Here is a 20,345-nt window from a genome sequence, read left to right as displayed (position 1 = left end):
GAGACCCGATGAGTCACAACGAGCATCCGAATCAGTTTGCGCTGCTGTCCCAGCGCCGGTTTGCGCCTTTTTTCTGGACCCAGTTCCTGGGCGCCGGCAACGACAACCTGTTCAAGTTCGCGTTCACCGTCATGGTGACCTACCAGTTGCAGGTGAGCTGGCTGCCACCGGAGAAGGCGGGGTTGGCCATCGGTGCGCTGTTTATCTTGCCGTTCCTGCTGTTCTCGGCCACCAGCGGGCAGATCACCGACAAGTACGACAAGACGGCGGTCATCCGCTTCGTCAAGAACCTGGAAATCGGCGTGATGCTGCTGGCCGCGGTCGGCTTTGTGAGCCACAACCCCGGTGTGCTGCTGGCTTGCGTGTTCCTCATGGGGCTGCATTCCACGCTGTTTGGCCCTGTGAAGTTTGCCTACCTGCCGCAACACCTGAACGAGCGTGAACTGACCGGCGGTAACGGCATGGTGGAGATGGGGACCTTTGTCTCCATCCTGCTGGGCAACGTGGCCGGCGGCCTGCTCATCGCACTGCCCGGCGTGGGTGCCACCTATGTAGGCGTGGCCTGTGTGGGCGCTGCGCTGCTGGGCCGCGTGACGGCGCAGTATGTGCCCGCCACGCCCGCTACCGATCCCGGCCTGCGCATCAACTGGAACCCCGTGAGCGAAACGCTGCGCAACCTGAAGTTGGCGCATGGCAACACGGTGGTCTTCCGTTCGCTGTTGGGCATCAGCTGGATGTGGTTCTTTGGTGCCGTGTTCCTCAGCAACTTCCCGGTCTTTGCCAAGGATGTGCTGCATGGTGATGAGCATGTGGCTTCGCTGCTGCTGGTGGTGTTCTCCATTGGCATCGGCATTGGCTCGCTGCTGTGCGAGCTGCTGTCCAAGCGGCACGTGGAAATTGGCCTGGTACCTGCGGGCGCCATTGGCATGAGCGTGTTCTCGATCGATCTGTACTTCGCATCGCGCGGCCTGCCACCTGCTGCCGCGCAAACGGTGGGGCAGTTTATGGGCCAGGCTGCGCACTGGCGCGTGATGGCGGACCTGGCGCTGCTGAGCCTGTTTGCGGGCCTGTACAGCGTGCCCATGTATGCGCTGATCCAGTTGCGCAGCGCGCCCTCGCACCGCGCCCGCATCATTGCCGCCAACAACATCCTGAACGCGCTGTTCATGATCGTGAGCTCGGTGGCAGCGGGCGCCATGCTAAGCATGGGCTTCACCGTGCCCCAGGTCTTTCTGGCCACCGGCATTGCCAATGCGGTGGTGGCGGCCTACATCTTCCTGCTGGTGCCCGAGTACCTGTTGCGCTTTGTGGCCTGGGTGGCTTCGCGCTTCATCTACCGCTTCAAGGTGCAGGGCGACGACAACATTCCCACCGAGGGCGCGGCTATTCTGGTGTGCAACCATGTGAGCTTTGTAGATGCGGTGCTGCTCATGGCGGCCAGCCCTCGGCCCATCTACTTCCTCATGGATCACCAGATCTTCAAGGTGCCGGTGCTGGGCTGGCTGTTCAAGCTGGCCAAGGCCATTCCCATTGCGCCGCGGGCGCAGGACCCAGAAGCCTATGAGGCTGCATTTGCCTCGGCGGCCAAGGTGCTGGCCGATGGCGACCTCGTCTGCATATTCCCCGAGGGTGGCATCACCCGCGATGGCACGTTGCAGGAATTCAAGGGCGGCATCATGAAGATCCTGGAGCGCACCATGGCCGCCGGCACGCCCGTGCAGGTCGTGCCCATGGCGCTCACCAACCTCTGGGGCTCGTTCTTCAGCCGCGTGGAAAAGGGCGGTGCCATGGTGCGCCCGTTCCGCCGCGGCATGTTCAGCCGCGTGGGCCTGAACGCCGGCACGCCAATAGCACCGGCCGAGGTGCAGCCCGCACTGCTGCAGCAGCGGGTAGCCCAGCTTCTGGCTGCCTAGTGGTATCGGTTTCCGATACCCATAGCCTTCTTTCTCTAAACTGGTTCAGCTTGTCGCGCCTTTGGGCGCGGGGCTGGCTAGCATCCGTTTCGCGTAACCACTTTTTCAATGAGGACCACCATGCAAGCAGGTAGCAAAGTTTTGATTCACCGTGACAGCAAGGCCTGGACCCTGCAGGTCTGGGTATCGTTCGGCCTGGCCGTGTTTTTGTGCGCCGTGGGTCTGGCCTATTTGCCTGGTGCCGACCTGGACCGTGTGTTCATGGTCATGGGTTATTTCTTCTGCCTGTCGGCCGCCTTTGTGCTGGCCAAGTTTGTGCGGGACAACGAAAAGACCAAGCGCGAAGACCGACAGGGCGACACCCCTATGTTCGGCCTGGTGGTGTGGGGTGGCTTCTTCCTGGCCATGGGCCTGACCGGTTGGGGCCTGCTGCGCATGGAGCTCAACGACACCTACAAGGCCTTTCTGGGCGTGAGCTGGCTCTACCTGATCACCTGCACCTTTACGCTGGCCAAGACCCTGCGCGACCGTCACGAGGCCGATCTGATGGAAGCCCGCATCCAGGGTCGCATGCAACGCAGTGCGGCCGATGCCGAGTAAGTCAACGTTATTGTTCCTTCAGGAGTTCACCATGCGACGTCCATTCACTACACTTTTGATAGCTGCTTGCGCAATATCCATGGGGGCTATGGCCAGTCTTGATGCCAAAGCACAGAGCGAGGCGTCCGCACTCAGCGCCATTTCCGCCATGCCCGTGGCCTCGGTGGTGGTGGGCGCCAGTGCCGTTGCGGGGGCTGTGGTGGCCGTTCCGGTCATGCTGTCCACCGCCGGCACCGTGCTGGTGATCAAGGCCGTGGAGGTGAGCGCCAAGGGCACGGTGTACCTGCTGGAGCGGGCATCGGATGGCGCCCAGGTCAGCGTGCAGGTGCTGTCGGGCGGCGCAGTTCTCGCGTCTGCTGCCGTAGGCACGGCCGTGACAGTGAGCGTGATTGGTGCGGGTACCGTGTTGTCCGCAGCGGGCGAAGTGCTGGCCTTTATCCCCAATGCGCTGGGGCGTGCGCTGTTGCACAACGAGCGCGTGGCCCTGTGAGCGCACGCTGGATAGCGCGGGCCGCGTTGGCCTGGGCGCTGCTGTGGGCCGTGCTGCCGGCCCAGGCCGGGCGCAATTGCGATACTCCGATGCCGCTCAAAGCGGCGGTGCTGGAGCGCAGCCTGGCGCTGGCCACCCTCACGCTCACCGCGCTGGACGCCAGCGGGGCCGATGTGGTGTTGCTGGCGCGCGCAGGCCAGGACCTGACCAAGTACGGCCTGCACTATTCCCACTTTGGTTTTGCCTACCGGCAAACCGACGCGGGCGGCGCGCCCGTGTGGCGGGTGCTGCACAAGCTCAATCTCTGCGGCTCTGCGGTGTCTGCCATTTACCGCCAGGGGCTGGGCGAGTTTTTCATGGACGACCTGTGGCGCTATGAGGCGGCCTGGGTGGTGCTCACGCCAGAGGTGCAGGCGCAACTGATGCAGGTGCTGCGCGACGAACCGCGCTCGGTGCTGCTGCACCACAAGCCCTACAGCATGGTCAGCTACGCCTGGAGCCAGAAGTACCAGCAATCCAACCAGTGGGCGATTGAAACTCTGGCGCTGGCCATGGGGGCAACGAGCACCGGTGGCCAGGCGGGCAGGGCGCAGGCGCAGGCCTGGCTAATGGCCAAGGACTACCAGCCCACGCCGTTGAAGATTGGTCCCCTGACGCGTTTGGGTGGCCGCATGACGGCGGCCAATATCGCATTTGACGACCACCCGAACGCCAAGCGTTTCTCGGACCGCATCGAGACGGTGACGGTAGATTCGGTGTTCGACTGGATGCAGCGCGCCAAACTCACCGCGCAGCCGGTTGGCACGCTGCGCTAAGCGGCCGACTCTTCCGCGCTCTGGGCCAGGCCCACGGTCTGCAGATCGGCGCCTAGCGCGCGGCGCTCGTCAAACACAAAGCAGCCACCGTGGTAGTGGCTGCCATCGGTCTCCTCGAAGTACTTGAGGATGCCGCCTTCGAGCTGGTAGACGTGCTGCAGCCCTTCTTCGCGCATCAGGATGGCGGCCTTCTCGCAGCGGATGCCGCCGGTGCAAAAGCTCACCACGGTCTTGTCTTTCAGGTCGTCCAGGTGGCTGCGCAGCGCGCCGGGAAACTCCGTGAACTTGGTGATGCGCCAGTCGATGGCGCCGTCGAACGTGCCTTCGTCCACCTCAAAGTCGTTGCGCGTGTCCAGTGTCACCACGGGGCGGCCTTCGTCATCGTGGCCCTGGTCCAGCCAGCGCTTCACCGTGGCGGGCGCTACGGCAGGTGCGCGGCCGTCAGCAGGTTTGATGGTGGGGTGGTTCATGCGGATGATCTCGCCCTTGACCTTCACCAGCATCTTCTTGAACGGTTGCGTGTCCGACCAGCTCTCCTTGGGCGTAATGTCGGCGAAGCGCGGGTCGGTGTGCAGCTGGGCCACAAAGCCGCGCACATCGTCTGCCGGGCCAGCCAGGAACAGGTTGATGCCTTCTTCGGCCAGCAGGATGGTGCCCTTGAGGTTCAGCGCTGTAGCCCGCGCCAGCAGCAGCTCCCGCAAGGCTGGGGCATCGCTGATAGGAACGAATTTGTAGGTGGAGATGTTCAGGATGGTGTTCACCCCCTGATTTTAGTTTTTTCAGGCGCGGCCGAGTTGCTGCAGCATCCACTGGCGTGCGCCTTGGCTGTGGGGAAACACCCGCGCGTGGATCACGCCTTCCAGCAAGGCTTCGAAACGCGGTTTGAGCAGATTCGCGCCTTCGACCTTGGGGTCAATCACAAAGGCCACGGCCCGCAGCTTTGACTGCGGAGGACGGCTTTCATAGTCTTGCCGGGTCTGGGCATACACCGCCTCACTGTAGACCAGCGTGTCGTGCAGGTGGTTGACGATGCCCCAGGGACCCGCGGCGTTGAGGGCGGGAACATGCTGCAGCATCAGCTTGGCGGTCTGGCTGCGCATTTCTGCATTCCAGTCGCCCCGCATGTGCACAGTCAGGATGGCGTCGGCCACCTCCACATGCGCGGATCCATGGGGCCTGAAGAGGGGGGCGGCCATTCACACACTCGGATAACAGAAAACAGCAGCTCTGGTTCGCATTTATTTGAGGTCTCCTGTTCCGCATTATGAATGCAAGAGGGGCTTGTACCCTCAGCGTCAGGGTCACCAAAACTACAATGAAGCCATGTTTATCCACCTGCGCCTTCACACCGAGTTCTCCGTCGTCGACTCCACCAACCGTATCGACGATGTGGTCAAGGTGGCCGCCAAGGACAACCAACCTGCTCTGGCCATCACCGACCTGAACAACCTGTTTGGCGCGATCAAGTTTTACAAGGGCGCGCGTGGCAAGGGCGTCAAACCCCTGATCGGGGCAGAAGTCATCCTGGAAGGCCTGGGCACGGACGCCACCGCAGTCTCGCGCGTCATCTTGTTGGTGCAGAACAAGCAGGGCTACCTGAATATCTCGGAGCTGATCGCGCGCGCCTTCACGCAAAACGTGGTGAAAAACCAGGCCGTGGTGAAGATGGCCTGGCTCAAGGAATTGCACGAGGGCCTGATTTGTTTGGCCGGTGCACAGGCTGGCCCCGTGGGTCAGGCGCTGGTGCAGGGCGACACCGCCCGCGCCTACGAAGCCGCCATGCAGCTGGCCAACGTGTTCCCGCACCGCTTTTACCTGGAGCTGCAGCGCGCGGGCCGCACCGACGACGAGGCCCACGTGGTTGCTGCGGTGCAACTGGCCGCGCGCATGATGCTGCCCGTGGTGGCGACCCACCCAATCCAGTTCACCGAGCCAGACGACTTTGAGGCGCACGAGGCACGCGTCTGCATTGCCGATGGTGAGATCCTCAGCAACCCCAAACGGGTGCGCCGTTTCACACGCGAACAGTATTTCAAAACGGCGGAGCAGATGGAGGCCCTGTTTGCCGACATCCCCTCGGCGATTGCCAACACGGTCGAGATTGCCAAGCGCTGCAGCCTGACGCTGGTACTGGGCAAGAACTACCTGCCGGAGTTCCCCACACCGCTCGTCAATGGTGAGCGCATGACGCCGGAGGACTATTTCCGTTACGCGTCGTACGAGGGGCTGAAGGAGCGCATGGTGCACCTCTACCCCGATGTGGCCGAGCGCGAAAAGCAGATGCCGCAGTACGTGGAGCGGCTGGAGTTCGAGCTGAACACGATTCTGAAGATGGGTTTCCCCGGCTACTTCTTGATCGTGGGGGACTTCATCAACTGGGCCAAGAACAATGGCTGCCCGGTGGGGCCAGGGCGCGGCTCTGGTGCCGGTTCTCTCGTAGCCTATGCGCTCAAGATCACCGACCTGGACCCGATCCGCTACAAGTTGCTGTTCGAGCGCTTTTTGAACCCCGAGCGGGTCTCCATGCCCGACTTCGACATCGACTTTTGCCAGACCAACCGCAACCTGGTGATTGACTATGTGAAGGACAAATACGGCAAGGACGCCGTGAGCCAGATTGCCACCTTCGGCACCATGGCTGCGCGCGGCGTGATCCGCGATGTGGGTCGCGTGCTGGACATGAGCTACACCTTTTGCGACGGCATCAGCAAGCTCATCCCCAACAAGCCCGGTACCAACGTCACGCTGCAACTGCCGCCCACCGATGGCAAGAAGAACGACAAATACATCTACGCCAGCGAGGCCGAGCCCATCCTGGCCGAGCGTGAGGCGAAAGAGGAAGACGTCAAGACGCTGCTGGAGATGGCGCGCAAGCTGGAGGGCATGACGCGCAACATCGGCATGCACGCCGGGGGCGTGCTGATTGCCCCGGGCAAACTGACCGACTTTTGCCCGCTGTACCAGCAGCCCGGCAGCGACTCTGCCGTCAGCCAGTACGACAAGGACGATGTGGAGGCCATTGGCCTGGTGAAGTTCGACTTCTTGGGGCTGGCCACGCTCACCATCCTGGAGATCGCGCGCGAGTTCATCATGAAGCGCCACCCGGGTCAGGAAAAGTTTGCCTACGAGAACTTGCCGCTGGACGATGCCCGCGTCTACCGCCTGTTCAGCGAAGGCAAGACCGAAGCCGTGTTCCAGTTTGAAAGCGTGGGCATGCAGCGCATGCTGGTGGACGCCAAGCCCAGCCGCCTGGAAGACCTGATTGCGCTGAACGCGCTGTACCGCCCTGGCCCCATGGACCTGATCCCCAGCTTCGTGGCGCGCAAGCACGGCAAGGAAGAGGTGGAGTACCCGCACCCCGCCGTGGCTGAGATGCTGTCCGAGACCTACGGCATCATGGTCTACCAGGAACAGGTGATGCAGACCGCACAGATCCTGGGCGGCTACTCGCTGGGCGGCGCCGACTTGCTGCGCCGTGCCATGGGCAAGAAGAAAAAAGAGGAGATGGACCAACACCGGGACATCTTCCGCGCCGGTGCGCTCAAGACCCACGGAATTTCCCAGGAGAAGGCCGACGAAGTGTTCGACCTGATGGAGAAGTTCGCGGGCTACGGCTTCAACAAGTCGCACGCCGCTGCCTACTCCCTGCTGGCGTACCACACGGCCTGGATCAAGGTGCACTACACGGCGGAGTTCTTCTGCGCCAACATGACCGTGGAAATGGACGACACCGACAAGCTCAAGGTGCTGTTCGAGGATGCGGAGAAGATGGGCCTCTCGTTTGAGCCGCCCAACATCAACCGCGGTGTCTACCGGTTTGAGCCCATCTCCAACAAGGAAATTCGCTACGGCCTCGGTGCCGTCAAGGGGACGGGCCAGCAGGCGATCGAAGCCATCGTGGCGGCACGCGAAGGGCGCGGCCCCACCGAAGAAGCCGGCCCCTTCAAGAGCCTGTTTGACTTTGCGCGACGTGTGGACCGCAGCCGCCTGAACAAGCGCTGCGTGGAGGCGCTGATCAAAGCCGGTGCGTTTGACACACTGCAGCTCAACCGCGCGTCCCTGGTGGAAAGCATCGACCGCGCCTTCGACTTTGCGGCGGCCAGCGCGGCCAACGCCAACCAGCACGGCCTGTTCGACATGGGCGGTGAAGACGACCATGGATCGAGCACGCAAGAGCCGGACTTGGTGGACGTGATGCCCTGGGGCGTGCGCGAGCAGCTCACGCAGGAAAAAACCGCGGTGGGCTTTTACCTCTCGGGCCACCTGTTTGACGAAGTGGCGCTGGAAGTGCGCCGTTTTGCCAAACGGCCGATTGAAGAGGTGCTGGAAACCCGCGAGCCGCAGGTGCTGGCCGGCATCATCAGTGGCTTTCGCGTCATCAATGGCAACCGCGGCAAGGTGGGCATTTTTACGCTGGACGACAAGTCTGCGGCCATTGAGGCCACGGCCGATGAAGCCATGCTGACCACCTACCGCAACCTGCTGCAGGACGACATGCTGGTCATCGTCAGCGGCCGCCTGCAACCGGGACGCAACGGCTTTGCAGCCCGCTTTGTGGTGCAGCAGGTCTGGAGCCTGGAGCAGGCGCGCTGCCGCTTTGGCAAGTACCTGCGGGTGTCCGTGCAATTGGATGGAAAGCAGCGTGCGCCCGACGTACCTGCCATGCTGCGCGAGTTTCCTGCCGAGCGGGAGATGTCAGAGCAGGGAGAATTGGTGCGTGGCCTGGCCGTGCGTCTGCAAGTGCACTGTGCGGCGACTGATGGAGAGGACATTGCCGGTTCGCAAGCCGAACTGCACCTGGGCGAAGCCGCCAAGTTCTTCCCCAGCGACGCTGCGTTGGCCAGCTGGCGCGCCCAAGCCTTTCAGGGCAAGGCGGCCATCGCGTATGAGTAAGGGGAAATTGGGGCGCTAGCCCCCGTGGAATATGGGTAGGCCGCTACTAAAAAAGTAGCGGCTGCGCAGCCGTCAGGGACCGCCCAACAGCGTCTGGGGTGACAGCACGATGGTCATGGGCGACCAGACCTTGCCGTTGTCCAAGGGCAGCCTCTCCGTCTTATCGATGGCATTCAGGGCTGCGTTGTCCCAGGCGGTATTGCCGCTCTTCTTGACGATATGCTTGCTCAAAATGTCGCCTCCGGCGCTGAGCGTCACTTCGATTTCGGTCACAGGGTTGCCGTTGATGATGTCGGTGTAAGTGACATTGGGTTTGATGCGCGCCGCCACCCGCCCGAAGTAGCTTGCTCCAGGCCCCGCACTCTTGGCTGCAGAGCCTGCCGCGTTGTTGTCGCCGCTGCCGGCGAGTCCTGCCATGCGCTTGAGGTTTTGCTGGCGCAGGTCTTCCAGCTTCTGCGCTTCTGCCTTGGCTTGGGCGGTCTTTTGCTTGGCAGCGTCCGCAGTCTTGGCTTTGTCCGCCTTCTCTTTCTCGGCCTTGTCGCGTGCCAGCTTGTCCTTGGCTTCCTTCTCTTTGGCGTCCTTGGCCTTCTGGAGTTTGTCCTTCTCCAGCTTGTCTTTTTCAAGCTTCTCTTTTTGCTGCTTCTCCTGCAGCTTGCGCTCCAGTTCCAGCTTCTGTTGTTCCTTTTCCTTCAGCACGCGCGCCTTTTCCTTGGCCAGGGCGATGTCGGCCTGGCTGGGCGTGTCTGGCGGCGGGGCGGGGCGGGGCGTGGGGGGGACGGGGGGCTGTGCTGCCGGTTCGGGATCCGGCTCCGGCTGAGGTTCTGGGGGCGGTGGCGCCGCTTCCACCGGAATACTGGCCCACAGCTCGGCTTCGACGGTGGTGGGGGGTGTTTCACGTTTCCAGGCAACACCCACTGCCAGAATGAACACCAGCACGAGGTGGGCCAGAATGGCCAATGCCAGCGCACGCAGCATGCCTGGCGTGTGGGGTGGCGCGAATTCCAGGTGCTGGCGGTTGGCTGGCATGGCGGGCGTCAGTTGGCCAACTGCACCGAGAGGCCCACGCGCTGAATGCCTGCGCGCTGCAGCGTGTCCATGACCTGCACCACGCTCTCGTACTTCACGGTCTTGTCTGCGCTGATGACCACGGCGGAGTTGGCCGCTGCCACGCTGTCCTTGGCGCCCTGGGCGCGTTTCACCGCGGCGGCCAGGTCCTTGAGCACCAACGGCGTGGATTGTTCTTTGACCTTCATCTCCAGCCCGTCGTTCTTGCCAATGACGATCTGGATGATCTGGTCCGGCTGGCGCGACGCCTTGCCTACGCTGGGCAGGTCAATCATGCTTGGCGTGATCAATGGCGCGGTCACCATGAAGATGATCAGTAGCACCAGCATCACATCGATGAAGGGCACCATGTTGATCTCGTTGATGGTGCGGCGGCCTCGACCGCGACCGGCTACAGCGGGCATGGGAATGTGCTCCTGGGCGTGGGTTCAGCGGGGGGCACTACCCTGGGCGCTGACATTGCGCTGCAGGATGTTGGAAAACTCTTCGATGAAGGTTTCCTGGTGGATGGCGATGCGGTCCAGGTCGCGCGCAAAGCGGTTGTAAGCCACCACAGCAGGGATGGCCGCAAACAGACCAATGGCCGTGGCCACCAAGGCCTCGGCAATACCCGGGGCTACGGTGGAGAGCGTGACTTGCTGCAGCGAGGCCAGGCCGGTAAAGGCGTGCATGATGCCCCACACGGTGCCAAACAGGCCCACGTACGGAGAGACCGAACCGACGGAAGCCAGGAAAGACAGGTTGCTTTCCACCTCGTCCATTTCACGTTGGAAGCTTGCGCGCATGGCGCGGCGGGCGCCGTCCATCAGCGTGCCCACATCGGTGATGCGGCGTTCGCGCAGTTTCTGGAATTCGCGCATGCCGCTGGCAAAAATGCGTTCCATGGGGCCGCAGGACTGGGCATTGCGGCTGGCCGCGGTGAACAGGTCGTTCAGGCTGGAGCCGGACCAGAAGTCGCGCTCAAAGGCTTCGTTCTGGGCCTTCACGCGGTTCAGCGCAAAGAGCTTGCGGAAGATGGCGGCCCAGCTGGTGATGGACACCAGCATCAGCAACAGCATCACGGCTTGCACCACGATGCTGGCATTCAAAACCAGATGGAGGATGGAAAGGTCTTGGTTCATCGGTGGTCGCGGCGTAAGGGTCAAAGCATCGCACGGATGCGGGCAATCGCTGTTTCCAATTGTTTCATGGAGCTGGCGGTGGAGAAGCGCACGAACTGTGCTGTTTGCGCAGTGCCAAAGTCCCGCCCCGGGGTGGTGGCCACATGGGCACGGTTCATCACTTCAAAGGCAAAGTCCCAACTGTCCTTGAGTCCCAGTTTTTTGCAAAGTTCCGAGCAATCGGCCCACGCATAGAACGCACCGTCAGGCATCACCGGCACCGTGAGGCCTAAGGCATTGAGCTGGGGGATGAAGTAGTCGCGCCGGGCCTTGAACTCGGCGCGGCGCTGTTCGTACAGCGCAATGCTGGCGTCCTCAAAGCAGGCCAGCGCAGCATGCTGCGCAATGGTGCTGGGGCAGATGAACAGGTTTTGCGCGAGCCGCTCCACCACACTCACCAAGGCCTCGGGCACCACCATCCAGCCCAGGCGCCAGCCGGTCATGTTGAAGTATTTGCTGAAGCTGTTGATGCTGATGATCTGGTCGTCCAGCGCCAGCGCAGTCTGGCCGAACTGCGCGTCATGGCTCAGCGCCAGGTAGATCTCATCGATCAGCGTGATGCCACCTCGCGCCTGCACCACTTGGTGGATGCGACGCAGTTCGTCGGGATGGATGGAGGTGCCGGTGGGGTTGGACGGTGATGCCAGCAGCACGCCGCGCGTGCGTGGGCCCCAGGCGGCCTCTACCTTGGCGGCGCTGAGCTGGAAGCGTTCTTCCGCCGTGGTGGGAATGAGCACCGCCTTGCCCTCCGCGGCACTCACAAAGTGGCGGTTGCAGGGGTAGCTGGGGTCGGGCATCAGGATTTCATCGCCCGACTCGATGAGCGCCATGCAGGCCAGGTGCAATGCCGCCGAAGCACCGGCGGTGACCACAATGCGGCTGGCGGGCACATCCACGCCAAAGCGACTGGCATACCAGACACTGATGCGCTCGCGCAGCTGAGGCAGGCCGGTGGCGGCGGTGTACTGGGAGTGGCCGTGGTGCACCGCGCGCTGGGCGGCTTCCTGTACCAGGGGCGGAGCCGTGAAGTCGGGCTCACCGATGTTGAGGAAGACCATGGGCGCCTCGGTGTGCGCCACCTGTGCGGCCAAGGCGGAAGCGGCCTTGGCCACCTCCATCACATAAAACGGCTCAATGTTCTGCGCGCGGGACGATATCTGCATGGGTGCGGGCCGCCCACTAGGCCTTGCGGGGTTTCTTGGCCTTGTCGGCTTCCACTTCCAGCGCGCGCAGGCTGGGGGCCAGCCCGTTCAGCACGCCGTTCACATACTTGTGGCCATCGGTGCCACCAAACTCCTTGGCCAGCTCCACACACTCGTTGAGCACCACGCGCCATGGCACGTCCAGGCAGTGCTGGAACTCATACACGCCAATCCACAGCACAGCGCGTTCCACGGGCGAGATCTCGGCCAGCGGGCGGTCCAGCAGGGGAACAATCAGCGCGTCGAGTTGCTCGGCTTGTTCTATACAGCCGTGCAGCAACGCGTCAAAGTGGGCCGCGTCGGCCTTGCTGAAACCGGCCAGGTCGCGCGTGAACGGGTCAATCTCCTCCACCGTGTTGCGGCCCACCAGGCTTTGGTACAGGCCCTGCAACGCAAATTCGCGCGCACGGGTGCGGTTGGACTTGGCGGCAGCCTTGCGGGCCCCCGTGGCTGTGAGCCCGGTGCGGGACTGGCGGGGAGGGCGCTTGGAGGCTGCGGAGGAAGAAGGGATGTCGCTCATCAAATGCTTTCCAGCAGGTTGGCCATTTCAACCGCCACGCGGGCAGCGTCACGGCCTTTTTCGTCCTGGCGGGCAATGGCCTGGGGCATGTCTTCGGTGGTCAGAATCGCATTGGCAATGGGCAACTGGTAGTCCAGTGCCAGGCGCGTCACGGCCGAGCCGGACTCATTGGCCACCAGCTCAAAGTGGTAGGTCTCACCGCGGATGATGCAGCCCAGGGCCACCAGGGCGTCGTATTTGCCTTTTTCGGCCAAGGCTTGCAGGGCCACTGGCACTTCCAGCGCGCCAGGCACGGTGACGTGGTCAATGTCCTTGTCGGAGACGCCCAGGGCGACCAGCTCGGCCTTGCAGGCGGCGGCCAGTGCATCGGTGACGCTGGCATTGAAGCGCGCCTGCACGATGCCGATGGAGAGTTTTTTGCCGTTCAAACGGTCTTCGGCAGTAGTGCCTTTGTCTGCGCCAAACATAGTCAGAGTCCTTTACTTACAGATGTAACCCGTGATTTCCAGGCCGTAGCCGGTCACGCTGGGCATGCGGCGGGGGCTGCCCATGAGTTGTACCTTGTGCACGCCGCATTGCAGCAGGATCTGGGCGCCGATACCGTAGGTGCGCAGGTCGATGCGGCCGCGTTCGGGCGCTTGTGATGCCCTGGCCGTGCCTTCAAACTGGGCCAGCAGCTGTTCGCCGGTTTCACCGCAGTTCAGCAGTACCAGCACACCCTTGCCCTCCTTGGCAATGTGGGCTAGCGCCGTGTCCAGGCTCCAGCTGTGCATGGAGCGGTTGATTTCCAGCGCGTCCAGTACCGACAGGGGTTCGTGCACGCGGGCTGGCACCACGGTGTCGGCCGTCCAGCTGCCCTTGACCAGCGCCAGGTGCACGCCCTGGCCGGTGGTGTCGCGGAAGGCGTGAGCCGTGAATTCGCCATAGGCGGTTTGCATGGCGCGCACGCCCAGCTTTTCAATCAGTGATTCGGTGCGGCTGCGGTGTTCGATGAGGTCGGCAATGGTGCCGATCTTGAGGCCGTGTTCGGCCGCAAACAGCTGCAGGTCGGGCAGGCGGGCCATGGTGCCGTCGTCCTTCATGATTTCGCAGATCACGGCCGCGGGCGTGCAGCCGGCCATGGCCGACAGATCGCAACCGGCTTCGGTATGGCCCGCGCGCATGAGCACGCCGCCATCCACCGCTTGCAGCGGAAAAATGTGGCCCGGCTGCACCAGGTCGTTGGCCACGGCATTTTTTGCCACGGCGGCCTGCACAGTGCGGGCACGGTCGGCGGCGGAGATGCCGGTGGTTACACCTTCGGCCGCTTCAATGGAGACGGTGAACGCAGTGCTGTGTTTGGTGCCATTGCGCGTGGCCATGGGGGGCAGCTTGAGTAGCTCGCAGCGTTCGCGGGTCAGTGTGAGGCAAATGAGGCCACGGCCAAACTTGGCCATGAAATTGATGGCTTCGGGCGTGACATGGTCGGCCGCCAGGACCAGGTCGCCTTCGTTTTCACGGTCTTCTTCGTCCACCAGGATCACCATGCGGCCCGCGCGCATGTCGGCAACGATGTCTTCAACCGGTGAAATGGAAACAGGGGAGAGGGCGCTCATGGAAAAACAGCTTTCATGGTGTGTGCTGCCAGCACGCTGGGCCAGGCCAGGTTCGGCGGAACGCAATTATCGCCGCAATCCATAGCATAGGCCGGCGTGTCGCCAGGGTCAGGAGTCGATGGAGGCGCTCCAGCGCGAATCCCAGCCCTTTTGCAGCTCGCGCCGGTCTTTTTTGGTGGGCCGGCCGTGTTCGATGGCGTGGGCCGGTTCCGCTGCCAGCCGGTTGCGTTCGGCCATCTCGGAGCGCTTGGCCACGCTCTCGGCCGTTTCTTCGTAAAGCAGCTGCGCCACCGGGGCTGGGCCGCGCTGCTCACTCACGCCCCTGACCATCACGGTGCGCGGAATCTTGGCTTGCCAGATGGTCAACACATCGCCCGCACGGATTTCCTTGGATGGCTTGATGTCACGCTGCTCCATCTGCACATGGCCCTTGTTGACCTCGTCGGTGGCCAGCGAGCGGGTTTTGAAGAAGCGTGCGGCCCAAAGCCATTTGTCGATGCGGGTGGATTCCATGCGTTGTCTGGAGGGCAAAAGTTGCCACTGTACGCCTTCGCCGGCATCGCCATTGCGGGACGGGCTTGATGCCCGGTCTTCTATGTCAAAAAAGCGCTTTAGCTCCCGTCGATTATGTAGTTTATGCTCCTTTTTTAATAGCTACTTGGTGACGGCCTGCCACGGTTAACATAGCCGTATGGCCACCCCCGACGACTCCTTGCCGCGTGACGCCCAGAGCATCCTGGAGCTCGCAGCGCGCTCCATGTTTGCGCTGTTCTCCAGCGCCAGCGAGGGCATGATGCTGGTGGACCGGCAGGCGCGCGTCGTCTGGATCAACGAGCAGTACAAGCGCTTCCTGCCAGCCCTGGGGTTCGAACGGGAAGAAGACTTTGTGGGCCACCCGGTCTCCATGGTCGTGCACAACACGCAGATGCACCAGGTGCTGGAGACTGGCAAGCCCATCCTCATTGATTTGCTGACCAACCGCGCCGGCACCTTCGTAGTCAGCCGCATTCCGCTGCGCGACGCGGCGGGGCAGGTGATTGGCGCCTTGGGCATCGTGTTGTTTGACCATGCCGAAACCACGCTGCAGCCGCTGATTGACAAGTTCTCGCTCTTGCAGCGCGACCTGGACGATGCTCGGCGCGAACTCGCTACCCAGCGCCTGCAGGCCCCGGGCCAGCGCCAGTCCAAATACACCTTTGCCAGCTTTGTGGGCCAGAGCCCTGCGGCGGTGGAGGTCAAACGCCACGCACGCCGTGCTGCGCTCTCCAGCAGCCCGGTACTGCTGCTGGGCGAAACCGGTACCGGCAAAGAGCTCCTGGCCCATGCGATCCACGCCGCATCCAGCCGCGCGCGAGGCCCCTTTATCAGCGTCAACATTGCAGCGGTGCCGGAGACGTTGCTGGAAGCAGAGTTCTTTGGTTACGCGCCCGGCGCCTTCACGGGGGCCGACCGCAAGGGGCGCGACGGCAAATTCCGCCTGGCCGACGGCGGCACGCTGTTCCTGGACGAAATCGGCGACATGCCCCAGGCCCTGCAAAGCAAGCTGTTGCGTGCGCTGCAAGAGGGTGAGATTGAACCCTTGGGCTCCAACAAGCTGCTGCCTGTGAACGTGCGCGTGATTGCCGCCACCTCGCGCGATTTGGCGGGATTGGTGCGCGCGGGCACCTTCCGCGAGGACTTGTTTTACCGCCTCAATGTATTGCCCATCCGCGTGCCGCCAATGCGCGAGCGGCGGGCCGACATTGCCGCGCTGCTGGAAGTGCTGGGCGAAGACGTGGCGCTGCGCAGCGGCCTGCCGCCACCAGAACTCAGCCCAGAAGCGCTGGCGCTGCTGGAAGCCCAGCCCTGGCGCGGCAACATCCGTGAGCTGCGCAATGTGCTGGAGCAGGCCGTGATGCGCAGCGAGTCGGTCCGGGTGGAGGCCGACGTGTTTTCGCTGGTGCTCAGTGAATCCGGCGTGCAGCCGCTGCAGGCGGCGCCCGTGCGTCAAGAAGTTGCAGCTGTGCCGGCCGCCAGCCTGGCCCCCGTGCGGCCACTGGCCGAGCAAATTGCGGCGCTGGAAGCCCAGGCCATTCGCGATGCGATGCAGGCGCTAGGTGGCAACAAAGTGGCCGTGGCCAAGGCCTTGGGAATTTCGCGGGCTACTTTGTACGCACGTCTTGAGTTGTCTGAAAAACAGTCTTTTGTCTAAAATTAATGCAATTTATTTGCATGAATTTCAGACATTTGATGACTCCGAGAATCGATATTTGTTTGATTTCTCAATGAAATCAAGCACTTGCTAAATGGCACGCAACGTGCAATTAGCGTTCTGTCAAACCACAACAACAGGAGACAGACATGCACCAACCCCGTTGGGCCGCCCGAGCCACGCTCATTGCCGCCAGCCTGTGCCTCGGCCTGGTTTCTGGTGCTGCCTTTGCGCAGTCCAAAGAAATCAAGATCGCCCACATTTACAGCAAGACCGGCCCGCTGGAGGCCTACGGCAAGCAGACCCAAACCGGTTTCATGATGGGTCTGGACTACGCCACAGGCGGCACCATGACGGTGGCGGGCAAAAAGATCACCGTGATTGAAAAGGACGACCAAGGCAAACCCGACCAGGGCAAGAGCCTGCTGGCCGCAGCCTATGGGGACGACAAGGTGGACCTGGCCGTAGGCCCCACCGCGTCCCCCGTGGCGCTGGCCATGCTGCCCGTGGCCGAGGAATACAAAAAGATTCTGCTGGTGGAGCCCGCCGTGGCCGACTCCATCACCGGCGACAAGTGGAACAAATACATTTTTCGCACCGGGCGCAACAGCAGCCAGGACGCGATTGCCAACGCCGTTGCGCTGGACAAGGCCGGCGTGACGATTGCTACGATGGCGCAGGACAGCGCCTTTGGCCGCGATGGCGTAAAGGCCTTCAAGGAAGCCATCAAGAAGGCCAAGTTGGTGCATGAGGAATACCTGCCGCCGGCCACCACCGACTTCACGGCTGGCGGCCAGCGCCTCATCGACAAGCTCAAGGACCAACCCGGCCGCAAGGTGATCTTCATCATCTGGGCCGGTGGCAACCCCTTCAAGATTGCCGACATGGACTTGAAGCGCTACGGCATCGAGATTGCGACCGGCGGCAACATCCTGCCAGCCATGGTGGCCTACAAGCAGTTCCCCGGTATGGAAGGCGCGGCCTACTACTACTTTGGCATGCCCAAGAACCCTGTGAACGAAGCCATGGTGGCGCGCCACTACAGCCAGTTCAAGGCACCGCCCGACTTCTTCACCGCCGGTGGGTTCTCCGCCGCCATGGCCGTGGTCACCGCGCTGAAAGCCAGCAACGGCGACACCAGCGCCAATACGCTGATCAAAACCATGGAAGGCATGAGCTTTGACACGCCCAAGGGCAAGATGACCTTCCGCAAGGAAGACCACCAAGCCATGCAGAGCATGTACCACTTCAAGATCAAGGTGGACCCGGCCTTTGCCTGGGGCGTGCCCGAGCTGATCCGCGAAATCAAGGCGGACGAGATGAACGTCCCCATCCGCAACCAACGTTGATGTTCCGGCGGCACCGCTGCGGTGCCGCCTCCCTTTACCCCGACCTGCGGGGACACCATGCTTGAAACCAAAGACCTCACGATCCGTTTTGGCGGCCACGTGGCGGTGAATGCTGTCAGCTGCAATTTCTTGCCTGGCACGCTGACCGCCATCGTCGGCCCCAATGGTGCGGGCAAGACCACGTACTTCAACCTGATCTCGGGCCAGCTGCAGGCCACGCAGGGCAGGGTGTATCTGCACGGCATCAACCTGTCGTCCCTCAGCCCCTCGGCCCGCACGCGGGCCGGGCTGGGGCGGGCGTTTCAGCTCACCAACCTGTTTCCCAGCCTCAGTGTGCTGGAGAACGTGCGCCTGGCGGTGCAGGCCGCGAAGGATGGCAAGCACCTGCGCGGGCTCAACTTGTGGAGCATCTGGAGCGACCACCGCGCCTTGACCGAGCGTGCGCAACAGATCCTGCAGAGTGTGTCCCTGCGCGACAAACAGGAAGCCACCGTGGCCAGCCTGCCGCATGGCGACCAGCGCAAGCTGGAAGTGGCACTGCTGATGGCGCTGGACCCCGATGTGTATATGTTCGACGAGCCCACGGCTGGCATGAGTGCTGATGAGGCGCCCGTGATCCTGAACCTGATCCGCGCGCTCAAGCAGGACCCGACCAAGATCATTTTGCTGGTGGAGCACAAGATGGACGTGGTGCGCGAACTCGCGGACCGCATCATCGTGTTGCACAACGGCACGCTGGTGGCCGATGGCGACCCGACAGAAGTCATTGCTTCGCCCGTGGTGCAACAGGCCTACCTGGGCGTAGCCCCTGCCGACAAGGAGGCTGCATGAGCGCCCCAGCCACAAATAATCTGCTCACCCTCGAAGGCGTGCACACCCACATTGGCGCGTACCACATCCTGCATGGCGTGGACCTGCAGGTGCCGCGCGGCCAGCTCACCATGCTGCTGGGCCGCAACGGTGCGGGCAAGACCACCACGCTGCGCACCATCATGGGCCTGTGGCATGCCAGCCAGGGCCGTGTGGTGTTTGACGGCCAAGACATCACCGCCACCGAGACGCCGCAGATCGCGGGCCTGGACATTGCCTATGTGCCCGAAAACATGGGCATCTTTGCCGACCTGACGGTGCAGGAAAACATGCTGCTGGCCGCGCGCAAAGCCAAGCGTGCACAGCACATCGATGCGGAGCGGCTGAAGTGGATCTTCTCGCTGTTCCCCGCGGTGGAGAAGTTCTGGAACCACCCCGCCGGCAAGTTGTCTGGCGGGCAGAAGCAGATGCTGGCGGTGGCCCGCGCGATTGTGGAACCGCGCCAGCTGCTCATCGTGGACGAGCCCAGCAAGGGCCTGGCGCCGGCCATCATCAACAACATGATCGACGCGTTCGCCCAACTCAAGCAGACCGGCACCACGATCTTGCTGGTCGAACAAAACATCAGCTTCGCCAAGCGCCTGGGCGACCATGTGGCCGTGATGGACGATGGCCGCGTGGTGCATGCCGGTGCCATGCAGGCGCTGGCCGAAGATGAAGCGCTGCAGCGCACGCTGCTGGGGTTGTCGCTATGAAAAAACTGGACTTTGACTGGAAGCCGCTGGCCCTGGTGCCGTTGCTCGCCGTGCTGGCCTTGCCGCTCATCGGCTCACCCAGCACCTGGCTCACGTTGACCGTGGCGGGCCTGGCCATGGGCATGATCGTGTTCATCATCGCCTCGGGCCTCACGCTGGTGTTTGGCCTCATGGACGTGCTGAACTTTGGCCATGGCGTGTTCATCGCGCTGGGTGCCTTTGTGGCCACCACGGTCATGGGGGCCATGGGCGACTGGACCGGTTCTGCCGACCTCTGGCGCAATCTGGTGGCCGTGTTCCCGGCCATGCTGGTGGCCATGGCGGTGGCGGGCGCGCTGGGCCTGGCGTTTGAGCGTTTCATCGTGCGGCCGGTGTATGGCCAGCACCTGAAGCAAATCCTCATCACCATGGGCGGCATGATCATTGGTGAAGAGCTCATCAAGGTGGTCTGGGGTCCGGCACAGATCGCGTTGCCGCTGCCCGAGGGCATGCGCGGCGCGGTGTTGCTGGGCGATGCGGCCATCGAGAAATACCGCCTCATGGCCGTGGTCGTCGGGTTGCTGGTGTTTGCCGCGCTGGCCTGGGTGCTGGGCCGCACCAAAATCGGCCTGCTGATCCGCGCCGGTGTGCAGGACCGGGAGATGGTGGAAAGCCTAGGCTACCGCATCAAGCGCCTTTTCATTGGCGTGTTTGTGGTGGGCAGTGCGCTGGCCGGTCTGGGGGGTGTGATGTGGGGCCTGTACCAGCAGACCGTGACGCCGCAGATGGGCGCGCAGGTCAACGTGCTGATTTTCATCGTCATCATCATTGGCGGCCTGGGCTCCACGGGCGGCGCGCTCATTGGCGCCTTGCTGGTGGGGTTGATGGCCAACTACACCGGATTCCTTGCCCCAAAGGTGGCGCTGTTTTCCAACATCGCACTCATGGTGGGCATTCTGCTCTGGCGCCCGCAGGGCGTGTACCCCGTCGCGAATCGCTGAGGGAACC

At 62.9% G+C, this 20,345-nt stretch carries 20 protein-coding genes; 10 read left to right on the top strand and 10 right to left on the bottom strand.

The window, feature by feature from the left end:
• Nucleotides 1–8: 8 nt before the first annotated feature.
• From AC07OE_RS09715 to AC07OE_RS09700, 4 genes are all read left to right on the top strand, one after another.
• Nucleotides 9–1,913 (top strand): MFS transporter, encoded by a 1,905-nt coding sequence (locus AC07OE_RS09715; protein WP_495070358.1) that lies wholly within the window; start codon nucleotides 9–11, stop codon nucleotides 1,911–1,913.
• Between the two features lie 120 nt (nucleotides 1,914–2,033).
• The gene (locus AC07OE_RS09710) at nucleotides 2,034–2,513 is read left to right on the top strand and encodes a YiaA/YiaB family inner membrane protein (RefSeq protein WP_495070357.1); all 480 of its coding nucleotides are present in this window, start codon (nucleotides 2,034–2,036) and stop codon (nucleotides 2,511–2,513) included.
• Between the two features lie 31 nt (nucleotides 2,514–2,544).
• Nucleotides 2,545–3,003 (top strand): hypothetical protein, encoded by a 459-nt coding sequence (locus tag AC07OE_RS09705; RefSeq protein ID WP_495070356.1) that lies wholly within the window; start codon nucleotides 2,545–2,547, stop codon nucleotides 3,001–3,003.
• A gap of 89 nt (nucleotides 3,004–3,092) precedes the next feature.
• Complete coding sequence (locus AC07OE_RS09700; protein ID WP_495070486.1) at nucleotides 3,093–3,818, top strand: DUF2145 domain-containing protein; 726 nt, start codon at nucleotides 3,093–3,095, stop codon at nucleotides 3,816–3,818.
• Here the strand turns inward: AC07OE_RS09700 and AC07OE_RS09695 are convergent.
• Both AC07OE_RS09695 and AC07OE_RS09690 read right to left on the bottom strand, forming a co-directional pair.
• Nucleotides 3,815–4,579: a sulfurtransferase gene (locus AC07OE_RS09695; protein WP_495070355.1), complete on the bottom strand. Its 765-nt coding sequence runs from the start codon at nucleotides 4,577–4,579 to the stop codon at nucleotides 3,815–3,817. The two genes, AC07OE_RS09700 and AC07OE_RS09695, sit on opposite strands and share 4 nt — an antisense overlap.
• 18 nt (nucleotides 4,580–4,597) lie before the next feature.
• Nucleotides 4,598–5,014 (bottom strand): hypothetical protein, encoded by a 417-nt coding sequence (locus AC07OE_RS09690; RefSeq protein ID WP_495070354.1) that lies wholly within the window; start codon nucleotides 5,012–5,014, stop codon nucleotides 4,598–4,600.
• Nucleotides 5,015–5,141: 127 nt separating this feature from the next.
• On the opposite strand from AC07OE_RS09690, the gene dnaE reads away from it, so the two are divergent.
• Nucleotides 5,142–8,711 (top strand): DNA polymerase III subunit alpha, encoded by a 3,570-nt coding sequence (dnaE, locus tag AC07OE_RS09685; RefSeq protein WP_495070353.1) that lies wholly within the window; start codon nucleotides 5,142–5,144, stop codon nucleotides 8,709–8,711.
• A 72-nt stretch (nucleotides 8,712–8,783) separates the two neighbouring features.
• Here dnaE and tolA read toward each other — a convergent pair whose 3' ends face one another.
• The 8 genes from tolA to AC07OE_RS09645 form a co-directional block, all read right to left on the bottom strand.
• Nucleotides 8,784–9,737: a cell envelope integrity protein TolA gene (tolA, locus tag AC07OE_RS09680; RefSeq protein ID WP_495070352.1), complete on the bottom strand. Its 954-nt coding sequence runs from the start codon at nucleotides 9,735–9,737 to the stop codon at nucleotides 8,784–8,786.
• A gap of 8 nt (nucleotides 9,738–9,745) precedes the next feature.
• Nucleotides 9,746–10,180, bottom strand: coding sequence for an ExbD/TolR family protein (locus AC07OE_RS09675; protein ID WP_495070351.1), 435 nt, complete (start codon nucleotides 10,178–10,180; stop codon nucleotides 9,746–9,748).
• Between the two features lie 24 nt (nucleotides 10,181–10,204).
• Nucleotides 10,205–10,897, bottom strand: coding sequence for a protein TolQ (gene tolQ, locus AC07OE_RS09670; protein WP_495070350.1), 693 nt, complete (start codon nucleotides 10,895–10,897; stop codon nucleotides 10,205–10,207).
• Between the two features lie 20 nt (nucleotides 10,898–10,917).
• Entirely contained in the window at nucleotides 10,918–12,099 is a 1,182-nt protein-coding gene (locus AC07OE_RS09665) for a pyridoxal phosphate-dependent aminotransferase (RefSeq protein ID WP_495070349.1), read from the bottom strand.
• 16 nt (nucleotides 12,100–12,115) lie between these two features.
• On the bottom strand, nucleotides 12,116–12,658 hold the full coding sequence (nusB, locus tag AC07OE_RS09660) for a transcription antitermination factor NusB (RefSeq protein WP_495070348.1): 543 nt from the start codon (nucleotides 12,656–12,658) through the stop codon (nucleotides 12,116–12,118).
• Nucleotides 12,658–13,125 (bottom strand): 6,7-dimethyl-8-ribityllumazine synthase, encoded by a 468-nt coding sequence (gene ribH, locus AC07OE_RS09655; protein ID WP_495070347.1) that lies wholly within the window; start codon nucleotides 13,123–13,125, stop codon nucleotides 12,658–12,660. Before ribH ends, nusB begins: the two co-directional genes overlap by 1 nt.
• 12 nt (nucleotides 13,126–13,137) lie before the next feature.
• Nucleotides 13,138–14,253: a bifunctional 3,4-dihydroxy-2-butanone-4-phosphate synthase/GTP cyclohydrolase II gene (ribBA, locus tag AC07OE_RS09650; RefSeq protein WP_495070346.1), complete on the bottom strand. Its 1,116-nt coding sequence runs from the start codon at nucleotides 14,251–14,253 to the stop codon at nucleotides 13,138–13,140.
• Nucleotides 14,254–14,361: 108 nt separating this feature from the next.
• Nucleotides 14,362–14,766: an RNA-binding S4 domain-containing protein gene (locus tag AC07OE_RS09645; RefSeq protein ID WP_495070345.1), complete on the bottom strand. Its 405-nt coding sequence runs from the start codon at nucleotides 14,764–14,766 to the stop codon at nucleotides 14,362–14,364.
• Nucleotides 14,767–14,944: 178 nt separating this feature from the next.
• On the opposite strand from AC07OE_RS09645, the gene AC07OE_RS09640 reads away from it, so the two are divergent.
• The 5 genes from AC07OE_RS09640 (at nucleotide 14,945) to AC07OE_RS09620 (ending at nucleotide 20,338) form a co-directional block, all read left to right on the top strand.
• Nucleotides 14,945–16,444: a sigma-54 interaction domain-containing protein gene (locus tag AC07OE_RS09640; protein ID WP_495070344.1), complete on the top strand. Its 1,500-nt coding sequence runs from the start codon at nucleotides 14,945–14,947 to the stop codon at nucleotides 16,442–16,444.
• A 149-nt stretch (nucleotides 16,445–16,593) separates the two neighbouring features.
• The gene (locus AC07OE_RS09635) at nucleotides 16,594–17,793 is read left to right on the top strand and encodes a substrate-binding domain-containing protein (protein ID WP_495070343.1); all 1,200 of its coding nucleotides are present in this window, start codon (nucleotides 16,594–16,596) and stop codon (nucleotides 17,791–17,793) included.
• A gap of 57 nt (nucleotides 17,794–17,850) precedes the next feature.
• Nucleotides 17,851–18,624 carry an ABC transporter ATP-binding protein gene (locus AC07OE_RS09630; RefSeq protein ID WP_495070342.1) on the top strand — a complete coding sequence of 258 codons (774 nt, stop codon included), beginning with the start codon at nucleotides 17,851–17,853 and terminating at the stop codon, nucleotides 18,622–18,624.
• Entirely contained in the window at nucleotides 18,621–19,358 is a 738-nt protein-coding gene (locus tag AC07OE_RS09625; RefSeq protein ID WP_495070341.1) for an ABC transporter ATP-binding protein, read from the top strand. The genes AC07OE_RS09630 and AC07OE_RS09625 overlap by 4 nt, the downstream gene beginning before the upstream one ends.
• Complete coding sequence (locus AC07OE_RS09620) at nucleotides 19,355–20,338, top strand: branched-chain amino acid ABC transporter permease (protein WP_495070340.1); 984 nt, start codon at nucleotides 19,355–19,357, stop codon at nucleotides 20,336–20,338. Before AC07OE_RS09625 ends, AC07OE_RS09620 begins: the two co-directional genes overlap by 4 nt.
• Nucleotides 20,339–20,345 lie beyond the last annotated feature (7 nt).

This window comes from Rhodoferax sp. GW821-FHT09E07 (genome assembly GCF_059416145.1).
This window is presented reverse-complemented; position numbering and strand designations above follow the sequence as displayed.